Source organism: Pseudogracilibacillus sp. SO30301A, from assembly GCF_037072025.1.
Classification (GTDB): Bacteria; Bacillota; Bacilli; order Bacillales; family Amphibacillaceae; genus Pseudogracilibacillus.
The window spans coordinates 47,193-60,345 of sequence record NZ_JAXHDD010000026.1; the positions used below are offsets into that span (position 1 = coordinate 47,193).

Here is a 13,153-nt window from a genome sequence, read left to right on the forward strand (position 1 = left end):
TCTGAAAAATCAACTCCTATTTTATAAACAATAGGAGTCGATTAAACAAGTCTATCCGATACACAAGTACTAATTAATATTCTACTTTATGCATATATCTTCTTGTATCTAACGGATGATTACGCACTTTAGCAAACTCTCTTGAAAGAGCACGTAGTACATATAAATGAATTACAGATGCTACTTCACCATGAATAGACTCTTCAACTTTTGATAGATCGAATTCCTTCGCATCTAAAATAAACGTTTTTTCTGCGTACGTATTTAAAAACTTCAAAGCTCTTTCTTCCATAAATCTTGTTTCATCTAAGCCAAGTAATAAAACAAATGGTGTTTCTTTATCGACAATTTCAAAAGGACCGTGGAAGAACTCTCCAGCATGGATTGCATGTGAGTTGATCCATTGTGCCTCCATTAATATACAAATAGCAAATGTATATGCAACACCAAAGTTACTACCGCTAGCCATTGTATAGATCATTTTTTCATTTTGATATTTTTCTGCATACTCTGTAGCTCTTTTTGCATATGTTTCAATTGCTTTATCTACTGTATATTGTAAACTAGGCAAACTTGAAACCAAAGCATCATATTTAGTGTGACCTTCTTTAATTTTTAATAACCCTAATGTAAGTTGAATAATTTGAATATTTCTAGAATCAGCTGGGTTTACTTGCGGTCCATACTGATAATCGATTCTGTAATCAGATGCTTTTGCAAGCGGAGAATCAGCTTCATAAGTAAATGATACAACAGTAGCTCCTTTATCTCTTGCAAATTCTGCAGCCGCAGTAGTTTCAGGTGTGTTACCTAAATGTGAAATAGCAATTACAAGTGAATCTTCGTCTAATTTAGCTGGATTGCGATAGATAAATTCATTTGAATTATAAGCTTCCGCAGTCATCGTTTTAGAATCACGATCAATTATGTATTTACTTGAATATGTTAATGCGGATGAACCCCCACACGCTACATAAAATACTCTCTTAATCGTTTTATTTTTTAGAGCCTCTAAAGTCCTTTCAAGCGCTTCTTGTCCAGTATAGTTTTTTAACATTTTACTCCTCCTATAACAACATCTTATGTTTCGTTACATATTATAACGTTATATAACGTATTAGTCAAATTTCTAAAAAAATTAATCTTCAGTTATTTATCATGAAGATACAGAGAAATATAATGAAATTATCAGGGGGAATTGTAATAATACCCCCTCCAAACTCACAAAAGCTTCTAATTTCATATGTATTTACTTATTCTTTCACAGTAAAAGTAAACGTTACCTTTGATGCCAGAAAAAGTGAATTAGATACATGAACTACTTCATCCTTTTTATCGAACGCTGTCTTTTTTAATAAATATAAAACTGAGTTTGTATCACATTCAAAAATCTCAGATTGCTCGGGATTCGATAGTTTTACGTCTAATGTTTTCTCAGCCTTAACGATCTCCACATCATAATTTTCTCTTAATATTTTATACGTAGATTGATTGCTAGTTATATATGTTTCCAAATTAGGAAATCGTGATATTGGATAATGTGAAGTTTCTATAATAAACGGTTCATCATTAATGCTTAAGAGACGTCTCAACTCTAAAACATCTTCGTCTCTACTTATCGTTAATAATTTACATAATTCTTTGCTAGGTTTCTTAATTTTAGTTCCCAAGATTTGCGTACTAGGTTCTTTTCCAGATTCAGTTGTAATATCAGAGAAACTTCCAATTGATATTAACTCTCTTTCTATCTTTGCCTCACTGACGAAAGTTCCTTTTCCTTGTTTTCGGTACAAAACTTTTTCATCAACAAGATCTGATATTGCTCTTCTTACCGTGATTCTACTGACACTATAATAGTCACATAATTCAATTTCTGTTGGTAATTGTTCACCAACCTCGTATTTCCCACTCTCAACATCTTCTATTATAATTTGTTTTAATTGATGATACAGTGGTATTTGACTAGCAGTATTTAATTTTTCCATCTAAAACTAACCCTCCTAGGTATATTCACATTAATGTTATATTAGTGATGCATAATAATCAATATTCATTAGAATGATTTTTAATTTTTCTGAAGTATATAATAATTTTTATTATTCATCATTAAATTTTTTTGTTATATAGATGTTCCAGAGCACAGTTCAATAAATAATGTTTTAACTAAGAAGGTTAGTTATAGTTTTTATACACTACGTAACTTATTTTTATTTCACAGTAACCTCATCTAATGTAATTCCAGACTGGAATGACAGAAATCCAGGTAAATTTTTAAATCCTTCTACATCATTAGACATTCCATAACTCTGTTCACGCCATGTTAAATAAACGAACGGACTAAGTTCTAACGATCTTTCAATAAGCTCATCATAAATTTCTTCTCTCTTTTGCTCATCCGTTTCAGTTCTACCCTCGTTAAGTAATTCATCAATTTTTTCATCTTTAAAATAAGCGGAGTTATTCAGTCTTACGTCACCACTTGTGTAGAAGTTGCTCAACCAATCCGCATCGGTAATGTCACCCGACGTACCAGCTACGAGAAAATCATAATCCCCTTCCGTATTCTTATTAATTCTTGATGCCCAGTCAGGAAGGTCTAACTCTATTTCAATACCGATTTTCTCTAATTCCGATTTAACAGCTACAGCTGTTTGTTCATGGAATGTGTATTGTGAAGTAGCCAATAGTCTAGCACTGAATCCATCTGGATAACCAGCTTCAGCTAATAACTCTTTTGCTTTTTCAACATCATGTTCAAAATAATTTGCGTATTCTTCACTATATCCCATATATCCTTCTGGAATTGCAATCCCATAAATTTCTTCGCCTCGTCCACTAAAAGCAGTATTAAGTATTGTAGCTCTATCTATGGCGTAAGATATTGCTTGTCTTACTTTAGGATCATTAAATGGTTCAAACTCTGTATTAAATTGTAATTTCATGAAAGGACCGTTAACACTATCTAGTTTCAAGTTAGGGTCATTTTCCATCGATTCTACGTCCTTCCAAGGCACTGTTTCAATTAAATCTACATCTCCTGCTCTTAATGCATTACTTCTTGTGTTTTCATCAGGATAAAAGACAAATCTAATTTCATCCAACTTTGGTTTTTCGGATATATAAAATTCGTCAAATTTTTCAACAATAAATTGTTGTCCTTTTTTCCACTCTACAAACTTAAATGGACCTGCTCCCATGGGGTCAGCATTTTCCCCATGTTCTTCTATCCAGCTTTTTGAAACAATCACTGATTCAGGAATAGCTAAATAGTGTAGTAGTGGTGCAGATGGCTCAGTTAAATTAAATTCTACTGTTTTCTCATCCACAACCTTAACATTATCAATCACAGATAATTCAGTAGCAAATGTTGCTTTACTTCCTTTTTCTAAAATTCGATCAAATGTATATTTTACGTCTTCTGCAGTTACAGCATCGCCATTATGGAATTTTGCATCCCGTAGATTGAAAGTATAAATTTTGCCATCATCTGAGACCGAATAATCCTCTGCAAGTTCTGGTTGCAACTCTCCCTCTTTGTTATAGTTAAATAAACCACGATAAATTGCTAGCTTAATAGTTCTTCCGTGTGTCCCATTTTGGACGAGCGGATCCATCGTATCAGGTTCAGCAGCTAAACCAAATTTTAATTCTCCCCCTGAGGTAGTCTCACCATTTTCGTCGTTGCCATCATTCACAGAGTCCGATGATGAGCAGGCACTAATAAGAATAATGACACTTAATAAACTAACAAAGAATAATAAACTCTTTCTTTTCATTTTCTCAACTCCTATTTTTTTATTTTATTTTCAACTTTGGATCTAGAATATCTCTTAAACTATCTCCCAATAAATTTATAGATAGAATCGTTAATCCAAGTAGCAATGAAGGCCAAATGACATACATAGGATAAGAGAAGATATAACCTCTAGCTTCTCCGATCATTTGTCCCCATGATGGATCTGGAGGTATTATTCCAAGTCCGAGGAAACTGAGACCAGATTCCAATAATATTGCTGCAGCCATCGTTAAACTACATTGAATAATAAGAGGAGAAAGGATATTCGGAAATATAACTTTCAATAATACTCGAACATGAGAAGCTCCTAATAGAATTTCACTTTGCACATATTCCAATCCTTTAACTTGGATGGTTGAAGAATAAGCAAGACGTGCAAAATATGGTATATAAACAATTCCAATTATTATTATTAAATTTTTAACTCCTCCTCCCCAGAATCCGACAACTAGTAAAGCTAATAGAATGGGAGGAAAACTTAATATAATATCAGCTCCTCTCATTATCAGTTTTTCAGGCAAAGCTCTTAAATATCCAGCAATCATTCCCAATAAAGACCCAAAGAAAAACGCGATAAATGTTGCTCCCAATGCTACAGTTATCGTAGGTCTTATACCTAATAGTAATCTGCTAAAAATATCCCTTCCAAATTCATCGGTTCCAAGGATGTTTTCAGAATCTCCAGGTTGCAGTACTTTATTAGAATTAATTTCTAATGGATCTTGCGGAGCTAACCAAGGACCAATCACAGAAAGAACAATGATAACGATAAATAATAGAAAACATACAACAAATACTTTATTTTTCAACATCTTTTTGATCAATTTTCTCCCCCCTTTAACCTTTCTACTGTTGTTTTCTAGTCCTTGGATCCATTACACCATAAAGGATTTCAACAAACAGATTAATTAATATATATAATGTTGCTATAAACACAATTGAACCCTGTATTAAAGGATAATCTCGATTATCAATAGACTGAATCAACAATGAACTTAGGCCGGGGTAATTAAATAGATATTCTATTAGCACTGTACCACCTATAAGATTCCCAAGTTCCAAACCTATTACTGTAATCACTGAAATAATTGCATTTCTGAATGCATGTTTAAAAATGACTTTGTTCTCATTAAGACCTTTCGCACGCAATGTTTGAATAAAATCTTTATTTAGAACTTCCAACATCGATGAACGAGTCATTCTTGCAATCGTAGAAGCTAGACCTAGAGAAAGAGTAAGAGCTGGTAATGCCATTTTTTGTAAATGTTCTAGCGGGTTATCGGAAAATGAAACATACCCACTTGCAGGTAACAGGTTTAGCTTAAAACTTAACAACAATATTAAAAAGGTTCCGATAATATAGACAGGAAAAGATATTCCTACCGCCGCGAATGTGGTTACAATAGAATCCGCAATACTTCCTCGCTTAAGAGCCGCTGCAATCCCCAACGGAACACCAATGAATGTAGCAAGCAGCATTGCTAGAAATGCAAGTTCTAATGTTTTTGGGAGCCTTTCCATTATACTTTCCGTAACATCCGTTCCAGTAAAGATAGATTGTCCAAAATCAAGTGTGACTGCATTTTTCATCCAATCAAAATATTGTGTGAAAAAAGGTTGATTTAAACCTAAAGTTTCCCTCATCTCAGCAACAGCTTCCGGATCAGCACCCTTTTCCGTACCTAGAACTAACACAGCAGGATCTCCAGGCATAAATCTGATTGCAGAAAAAACAATGCTTGCCACAATAATAATTTGAACAATAATTATAAGTATTCTTTTTATTAAATCTTGTCCCATTGTAATCCCTCCTTATAAAACCTTACTTTCTTTTAATTCAGAATTTGTAGAGTAAAGATGACATGCTACATTATGGTCCTTTTCTATTTCATCTAACTCCGGTTCTTGTTCATGGCAAATCGGCATTACAAAAGGACATCTTGTACAGAGATTACATCCTTTAGGAGGATTTACGGGACTTGGTATATCTCCTTTAAGCTCAATAGGATTCTTTTCGTATTCAGTATCCGGTTCTGGAATTGGTATTGAAGATAGCAATGCTTGCGTATAAGGGTGTTTTGGATCTTTATATAACTCTTCTGCTTCAGCTACTTCAACAATTTTACCTAAGTACATAACAGCTATTCGATGACTTACATTTTTTATCACAGACAGATCATGCGATATAAATAAATATGTAAGATTAAATTCTTCTTGTATATCATTAAGCAAGTTTAAAATTTGAGATTGAACCGATACATCCAAAGCTGATACGGATTCATCACAAATAATAAATTTAGGATTAAGAGCTATAGCCCTAGCAATTCCTATTCTTTGTCTTTGTCCTCCAGATAGTTCATGTGGGTATCTAGATAAAAACTTAGAATCTAAACCAACTTTTTCTATAAGAGTTTCTACTTTCTTTCGTCTTTCCTCTCCTTTTTCCATTCTATGGATATCAAAGGAAGCACCAATTATATCTTCAATCTTCATTCTAGGATTTAATGATTCAAACGGATTTTGAAAAACCATTTGAATCTTTTGTCGTTCTTTTCTTAAAGCTTTTCCCTTTAATTTAAGAAAGTCTTGTCCATCAAAGATAACTTCTCCCTCATCGGGTTCTATTAATCTAGTTATTAATCTTGATAATGTACTTTTTCCACATCCGGACTCTCCTACAAGGCCAAATGTTTCGCCTTTTTTTATACTAAGATTTATACCATCTACCGCTTTCACATAGTCGGTCGGTTTAGAAAATAAACCTTTTTTGCTGATAGGGAAATGTTTTTTTATGTTATTTATTTCTAATATTGTTTCATTCTCCACTATCATTCATCCTCTCGTCATCCATTAACCAGCAGCGTACTTTTCGGTGTTCACCGACATTAAAAGCTGGTGGTTCTTTTTTAAAACAATTTGCAAATGCCTTAGAACATCTTGGGTTAAACTTGCATCCTACAGGCATTTCAGTAATACTCGGAACAGATCCTTTAATACTGTAGAACCTCTCACTCTTCACATTTAACTTTGGAATAGACTTTAGCAAGCCTTCTGTATATGGATGCTGTGGATTATTAAATATTGATTTTACATCTCCTTCTTCGACAATCCTTCCAGCGTACATAACAGCTACCCGATCGGCAATTTCTGCTACTACACCTAAATCATGAGTAATAAACATAATACTAGTATTAAAATCTTTACGAATTTGCTTCAACAGTTTAAGTATTTGAGATTGAACAGTTACATCCAAAGCAGTTGTCGGTTCATCTGCAATAAGTAGTTTTGGTTCACAAGAAAGAGCCATAGCAATCATTACCCTTTGACACATCCCACCAGATAATTCATAAGGATAAGCGTTAACAATTGTGTCGGGATGAGCAATCCCTACTTTTTTTAAAAGTTCTTTTGCTTTTTCTAGTGCCTGTTCTTTAGTAACATCTTTTTTATGTGTTCTTATTGTTTCAACAATTTGATGACCACATGTGAAAAGCGGATCTAGTGATGACATAGCATCTTGAAATATCATCGATACACTATTACCTCTTATACCAGACATTTCTTTTTTATTTAAAGCTAATAAATTTTGTTCCTTAAACCATATCTCTCCGGAGGAAACGTTTGCAATTGAAGGCAATATTTGCATTATCGATAAGGATGTTATTGTTTTTCCGCTTCCGCTTTCTCCAACTATACACATTATTTCTCCCTGTTTAATACTTAGATTGATATCATTAACAGCAGGAAAAAGTCCATTCTCTGTCTTAAACTCTATAGTTAAATCTTGTATATCAAGCATATTATGTTGCAAACTTACTCCCCCCTGATAATAATAATTAAATTATATTACAATATAAATAGGATTAAGATATTATATAACGTTATATTATATATTAATATCTTAATATGTTTTAGTCAATAATAATTTTTATTTTCCTAGTCTATTAAAATATTCTAAAGTTAAGTTAATTCACATTTCCGTCATTTTTGATATTCAGTAAGCCTATACATTGCCTTTCATTTTTAAAACAAAAATCCCCTAATCCAAAAAAGTTTTGAATTAAGGAATCAAATATTCACTATTCACTTCCCATACCCCGGCTTCCCAAACATCTCAAACATATTTTACTTATAGGTTTCCACCCGGACTGGTCAATTGAAGACCAGCTAAATCAGCATGGGCTTGCTGTGACATGTTTTTAGTTTTACTTAATCTTCGTAATTGATTTTCTAAGAGGCCACTTCAATACAACAGCACGAATTCCTTCAAATTGATTTAATTCAAACGTAAAGAGACTTTCAGCTTTTTCCATTGCAAATGAATGTCGACCAGCTTGATAATGATCATGGCTTAAAATAGAACCACCTACAATTGGTAAATCTGCATTGGATCCTATGAAATAATGAGGATACTTTTCAACAAATAATAACAACCGTTCAAAAGTATCTCGATCAATCTTCATATCGCGATGGGTTTCGCACAGTAGAATACTATGTTCATTTTAATAAATATAAGGTGAATATTGTAAATACCAATTTTCATCCAAAAGAGGTATTTTAATTATTCGATGATTTGCACGAGCCGGATAGCCAGTTCGTCCTTCATATCCTTCATTTTCAACACATAATAAACATTTAGGATATTCAATCTGCAAACGTGTCATTTCACGTTCTCTTTTTATTTGTTCCGGATCTTTTTTCAAATCCATTTGATAGGAAGCTAATCCAATAGAATCATCGACCGCAGTTTTGTGTTAAGATATTTAATTAGTGAAACAGAATTAGAAACCCTGAAGAGATTTGGCACTGTTAAGTGTGGTTCAGTTAAATTTATTTGATGGGATTGGAGTGTAAGTTAATGGCACGTAATACTATTGTAGTTCTTTTAACAACAAGTGATCCTGAAGAAAAGGATAATGTATTAAGTGCCACAATTGAAAAAGGCACAACAAAGCTTCACAAAGAAACTTATGTGCTATGTTCTCAACCATATACTATTCCCAGAAGTGTTTTCGATAGCAGTACTGTATGGTGTGCTGGAAAACTTAGCGCAGAAGTAATGGATGAGGTAGATGAAGCCTTATATCTTATCATCTGGATTAACCATTTTTCTTATATCGTTACTTGGTGTCTTTTTCCTCAAATTTTTATATTCATCTTTTGTAATACCATCACCCGCGCCCTTATTTCCCTTCCCAATCCCTTTCACATCTTCAATCTTTGCTCTAAAAAAGTTTTCTGCTGAATGCGTGTTTTCTACTTTGCTTCCTGAAACTATCGCTCCATCAGGGGTTGCTAGCTGGGGGTTGGGGAGTGCGGATTCTCTGAATCGATTAAAGGCGGTAACTCCTTTATCGATTCCTTTTGCAGTATCAATGATATCTTTCTCTAGTTTCTTCCCTACCGCTACTGCTCGGCCTTTGGCGAAGTCTTTTACCTGATTCATCCGCTTCATGCCTTCTAAGCGTGCTGTATGAACCGACCCTTTCACCGTATCTTTCAGTCTCATTGCCGGAGATGTTTTCAAACTTATCGTGGCAGCTTGTTTCAATTTTCCGGCTCTGCCAAGGACTGCAAACTTTTTCACAGAACTTACACCTGGAATGAGATCTAGTGGTGCCAATCCACCTCTAAACCATCGTTCTCCCGTCCCAACTTCGCGTCTAGATACCCAATCTTTTCCTGTGACGGCAGTAGATAATTCCAATGTACCATAAATTGCTCCAAGTGCAATACCTGCTGGAGGAAAAATGAGCGCAGCACCTACTATGACTACTAGGGCCGCAATACTGACCCAGAACTCTTTATTGGCAGTAAGAAAGTAATCACTTTCTTACTGCATAAGTGCAACTAAGGCAGCCGAAATCTCGGCCGCCTAGTTTTCTAATATTACTGATCTTTTATCGAGGTGTATTCAAACGCATGAGTGTTTAGTGCTACTTGCCTGTATTCTTCTAAGGTGAATTCTTGGTCAGGGTGCATTTCTTTTATCTGTTCATATTCAAGTTTAATTTGATCTACGTAAAAGTTTTCACCGCCGAAAAGATCATCCAGCGTGATTTACATCATACCTCACATAAAAGACCCTAGAATTAGATTTGTGATCTAACTCTAGGGGTATATTTGGAAATCAGGTGCTTTCTTTTTTGCTGGATTAGATAAAATTCATTTTTTGTATTAATATATTCTTTAATTAGCTCAACATCACTTTCCCTCTTTGCGTCAGGGGAAATGCCTAATTTTTCATACTTCCATATAATTAATCTCTCATAATGGTTATAATTATTTTCTTTCTCCAATAAAGTATAATCAAATTCAACATCAAACTTCCCAGAAGAATACAACTCGAATGTTAAATTAGTCCAAGGTTCCTGCTTATTCTTTTAAACTCTGCCCATAACTCTCTTAAGATACTGTCAAGAAGATTTAATTGAACCTCAGTCTCGTCCTCATCAATCCTCTCCATATCCTCAATATCCAAACTATATATCGGTTGCTGCTCATTTTTGGGATAGTAGAAAAATACCGTCGAATCACTATATTCATCAACTTCTGAACATACCAATACTTTTTCCCATGGTTCTGGAATAATATTGTTTAACTGCATAGCTATTTTTTGATATTGTGTACTTACCCTTGTTGAAATATTCGCCACTAAACAAAATGCTATCTTTTCAGTCTCAAATTCCCTATTAATTCTTGAATATTCTCAGCAATATGCTCAAATGTACCTCTTTCAAAATCTTCTAATTGTATTTTTCCACTATTGTTCTCAATAACCACAAACAAACCATTCCCCTCAATCCCAATAGGTATCTTCTTTAAACTATCCCCATGATTTTCTTTATATCCTTTCAATGACTCCCCGAATGAACTTATCTCACTATTCGGTAGGACGGGCTCTAATGTAATATAGTGTTCCCTATAAAATCCATCTAAATCCGCAAACCAATATGAGTTAAAATATTCAATTATTGTTTTATGCAATTTTATATCAAATTCATCTTCTAAACTTGCAAAGTCTTGTGAAACAGTCATTTCTACAGGTTTCCATGAGATATATTCATCTTCATCAACTTCACCACTATAAATTATTAGGTTATCTTCACTACTAATTGGTGTTTTAAATAAAAAATCTAAACCTTCATTAGCCATCTCTTTTCTCATTTGAAAATATATCTGCATTGCTTCTTTAATTGACAAAGTTATCACCCTTTACTTATTTAAAAATTTTTCAAGTAATTCAGCATATTCACTATCATTTCCCCAAACACCTGCAGCTTTTTCCGCATTATGTATACCACCTGTTCCTGGGTGTAACTTTGAAGGCACTGCAACTGCTTGACCACCCCCACCTACGTGATGATGGATTAATTTATCATTATACAATTCCTTTATATCATATTGAGGAAATGTTTTCTAAATGTTTTATCATTTATCGGAGAGAAACCCAATTGAAATTTTTTTTTTTGCTTTACTTAAACTTTCTGGATGTTGTTTCATTATTTCTTTCCAATAAAAGTCTTTATCACGTAACCAGCCTTCTGAATTGGTTCCTGGTTTACCCTTACCCACATAAGGCATTTCTATTGTAATTCTTGGGTCTGCAGTATATTTTTCTTCTAATTTTCTTAAATCAGCATTCCTATAAGTTCTTATAGGATGATTAACATTATCTGCACCCTTACTCCCCTTCCCAATCCCTTTCACATCTTCAATCTTTGCTCTAAAAAAGTTTTCTGCTGCATGCGTGTTTTCTACTTTGCTTCCTGAAACTATCGCTCCGTCAGGGATTGCAAACTGATGTTTAGGAAGTGCGGACTCTCTGAATCGATTAAAGGCGGTAACTCCTTTATCGATTCCTTTTGCGGCATATGATATCTTTTTCCAGTTTCTTCCCCACCGCTACTGCGCGGCCTTTGGCGAAGTCTTTTACCTGATTCATCCGCTTCATGCCTTCTAAGCGTGCGGTATTTATGGACCCTTTCATCGTATCTTTCAGTCTCATTGCTGGAGCTGTTTTCAAACTTATTGCAGCTGCTTGCTTTAATTTACCGGCCCTGCCTAAGAGAGCAAAAAAATTGTCTGGTATGAGACCAGTTGAAAACCGGTAAACCAGACAAATAGCTTTAAATTTAGTTTATTTTTAGGGGTAGAACAATTGGCAATCAAGTGTTTATAGTTAATTCAATAACATCATGAATATTATGAAATGATTTCATAATTTAGACATTCTATTATTCAGATGATTCCCTTGCTTCCCTTTCAACCTCTTCCACTTTTTACTTCCTCAAACCATGACTCGAAAATATCATCTGGTAAAAGCTCTTCATCATTTGAATAAACTAAATCATATCTATATTTTCCTTTTAAACTATTCTTCTGCACATTATAATGTAATTTTATCTCTGTAGGCATTTCTCTTCCAAACTCTTTACATTTTTCATGAATTTTTTCTAAATTTTCAAGTCCAATATCTAAAACAGCTTCTTGCCTTTGTTCAGAGGTATCATAACCCAATGCTTTCTTACCAATCGTGCTTGCGCTATCTACTGCATCATTTAAGTTATGTTTAAGAACAAATTGACCGTTTATTTTAAAAAATACGTCAAAACCATACATATCTGGCTCATAAGAGCAGTAAATGTAAATATCTTCCGCTTCATTTTCAACGTATTCTAAACAAATAGCCACCATATCTGCTTGTAATTCAGAAAAATAATCTTCAAATACTTTACTCAAGTCCATCACCCCTAATTTTTTAATCTTACTTTCTTAATAACACCATCTATATTATATTTTATTTCAAAGCTCGTCGGCCTTAATTCCGTTCCCTTATAATTAACTTTAACATTAACAGATACCTTTTTCCCCTCTTTTATTGCTGAAGCCCATTGATTTTCTAACTTCTTATATTTACTCAAATTCACATCACTCGATTGAGATACAAGATTATCTAAATCTGGAGAGCCCCCAAACCTATCGCCAGCTATATGTCCAGCATGATCACCTGTTTCTTTTCCTGGCGTGTTTGACTTATGTGGTAATCTACTTTCTCTTTCAGTTAGTTTTAAATCGTCGGCATTAAACTCTTTGAGTCTTCCTATATTGTCTGTCTCATATAGGTACTCATACTCTCCTGCTTGATATTTAATATTTGGCTTTAATTCTCCCGATTTGCTTATATGGCTTCCATCTCTAATAATTTCCTCTGTCGCACTGCTAGTTCCAGTCCCCTTACTTCCCTTCCCAATCCCTTTCACATTTTCAATCTTTGCTCTAAAAAAGTTTTCTGCTGAATGCGTGTTTTCTACTTTGCTTCCTGAAACTATCGCTCCATCAGGGGTTGCTAGCTGG

Annotated in this window: 11 protein-coding genes and 4 pseudogenes; 1 reads left to right on the top strand and 14 read right to left on the bottom strand. The window is 34.1% G+C overall.

Annotation, left to right across the window (positions count from 1 at the left end):
• Positions 1 to 73: 73 nt before the first annotated feature.
• From SPD89_RS13340 to SPD89_RS13375, 8 genes and pseudogenes are all read right to left on the bottom strand, one after another.
• Complete coding sequence (locus SPD89_RS13340; RefSeq protein ID WP_336262444.1) at positions 74 to 1,057, bottom strand: SIS domain-containing protein; 984 nt, start codon at positions 1,055 to 1,057, stop codon at positions 74 to 76.
• Positions 1,058 to 1,253: 196 nt separating this feature from the next.
• Entirely contained in the window at positions 1,254 to 1,985 is a 732-nt protein-coding gene (locus SPD89_RS13345) for a UTRA domain-containing protein (protein WP_336262445.1), read from the bottom strand.
• Positions 1,986 to 2,207: 222 nt separating this feature from the next.
• Positions 2,208 to 3,776, bottom strand: coding sequence for an ABC transporter substrate-binding protein (locus SPD89_RS13350; protein WP_336262446.1), 1,569 nt, complete (start codon positions 3,774 to 3,776; stop codon positions 2,208 to 2,210).
• A 19-nt stretch (positions 3,777 to 3,795) separates the two neighbouring features.
• Positions 3,796 to 4,620: an ABC transporter permease gene (locus SPD89_RS13355; protein WP_336262447.1), complete on the bottom strand. Its 825-nt coding sequence runs from the start codon at positions 4,618 to 4,620 to the stop codon at positions 3,796 to 3,798.
• A gap of 22 nt (positions 4,621 to 4,642) precedes the next feature.
• The gene (locus SPD89_RS13360) at positions 4,643 to 5,596 is read right to left on the bottom strand and encodes an ABC transporter permease (protein WP_336262448.1); all 954 of its coding nucleotides are present in this window, start codon (positions 5,594 to 5,596) and stop codon (positions 4,643 to 4,645) included.
• Between the two features lie 12 nt (positions 5,597 to 5,608).
• Positions 5,609 to 6,628: an ABC transporter ATP-binding protein gene (locus SPD89_RS13365; protein WP_336262449.1), complete on the bottom strand. Its 1,020-nt coding sequence runs from the start codon at positions 6,626 to 6,628 to the stop codon at positions 5,609 to 5,611.
• Positions 6,612 to 7,607 (bottom strand): ABC transporter ATP-binding protein, encoded by a 996-nt coding sequence (locus SPD89_RS13370; RefSeq protein WP_336262450.1) that lies wholly within the window; start codon positions 7,605 to 7,607, stop codon positions 6,612 to 6,614. The genes SPD89_RS13365 and SPD89_RS13370 overlap by 17 nt, the downstream gene beginning before the upstream one ends.
• 397 nt (positions 7,608 to 8,004) lie before the next feature.
• A pseudogene (locus SPD89_RS13375) lies at positions 8,005 to 8,496 on the bottom strand (UDP-glucose--hexose-1-phosphate uridylyltransferase); the annotation flags it as partial.
• A 158-nt stretch (positions 8,497 to 8,654) separates the two neighbouring features.
• Between SPD89_RS13375 and SPD89_RS23100 the strand changes: the two are divergent.
• A pseudogene (locus tag SPD89_RS23100) lies at positions 8,655 to 8,828 on the top strand (hypothetical protein); the annotation flags it as partial.
• Positions 8,829 to 8,876: 48 nt separating this feature from the next.
• Here the strand turns inward: SPD89_RS23100 and SPD89_RS13380 are convergent.
• From SPD89_RS13380 to SPD89_RS13405, 6 genes and pseudogenes are all read right to left on the bottom strand, one after another.
• The gene (locus SPD89_RS13380; protein ID WP_336262451.1) at positions 8,877 to 9,503 is read right to left on the bottom strand and encodes a hypothetical protein; all 627 of its coding nucleotides are present in this window, start codon (positions 9,501 to 9,503) and stop codon (positions 8,877 to 8,879) included.
• A gap of 463 nt (positions 9,504 to 9,966) precedes the next feature.
• Positions 9,967 to 10,403, bottom strand: a pseudogene (locus tag SPD89_RS13385) (immunity protein YezG family protein); the annotation flags it as partial.
• A 59-nt stretch (positions 10,404 to 10,462) separates the two neighbouring features.
• Positions 10,463 to 10,981 (bottom strand): SecY-interacting protein Syd, encoded by a 519-nt coding sequence (locus SPD89_RS13390; RefSeq protein WP_336262457.1) that lies wholly within the window; start codon positions 10,979 to 10,981, stop codon positions 10,463 to 10,465.
• Positions 10,982 to 11,011: 30 nt separating this feature from the next.
• Positions 11,012 to 11,506: pseudogene (locus tag SPD89_RS13395) on the bottom strand (hypothetical protein).
• Between the two features lie 555 nt (positions 11,507 to 12,061).
• Positions 12,062 to 12,544: a DUF600 domain-containing protein gene (locus SPD89_RS13400; protein WP_336262452.1), complete on the bottom strand. Its 483-nt coding sequence runs from the start codon at positions 12,542 to 12,544 to the stop codon at positions 12,062 to 12,064.
• 5 nt (positions 12,545 to 12,549) lie between these two features.
• A partial coding sequence (locus SPD89_RS13405) for a DNA/RNA non-specific endonuclease (protein WP_336262453.1) occupies positions 12,550 to 13,153 on the bottom strand: 604 nt, incomplete at its 5' end.

Bases quoted from the DNA above. Each gene is read 5' to 3' on its own strand.
- SPD89_RS13365 (WP_336262449.1), bottom strand. From the start codon at position 6,628: ATGATAGTGGAGAATGAAACAATATTAGAAATAAATAACATAAAAAAA.
- SPD89_RS13345 (WP_336262445.1), bottom strand. From the start codon at position 1,985: ATGGAAAAATTAAATACTGCTAGTCAAATACCACTGTATCATCAATTA.
- SPD89_RS13340 (WP_336262444.1), bottom strand. From the start codon at position 1,057: ATGTTAAAAAACTATACTGGACAAGAAGCGCTTGAAAGGACTTTAGAG.
- SPD89_RS13350 (WP_336262446.1), bottom strand. From the start codon at position 3,776: ATGAAAAGAAAGAGTTTATTATTCTTTGTTAGTTTATTAAGTGTCATT.
- SPD89_RS13390 (WP_336262457.1), bottom strand. From the start codon at position 10,981: ATGCAGATATATTTTCAAATGAGAAAAGAGATGGCTAATGAAGGTTTA.
- SPD89_RS13360 (WP_336262448.1), bottom strand. From the start codon at position 5,596: ATGGGACAAGATTTAATAAAAAGAATACTTATAATTATTGTTCAAATT.
- SPD89_RS13400 (WP_336262452.1), bottom strand. From the start codon at position 12,544: ATGGACTTGAGTAAAGTATTTGAAGATTATTTTTCTGAATTACAAGCA.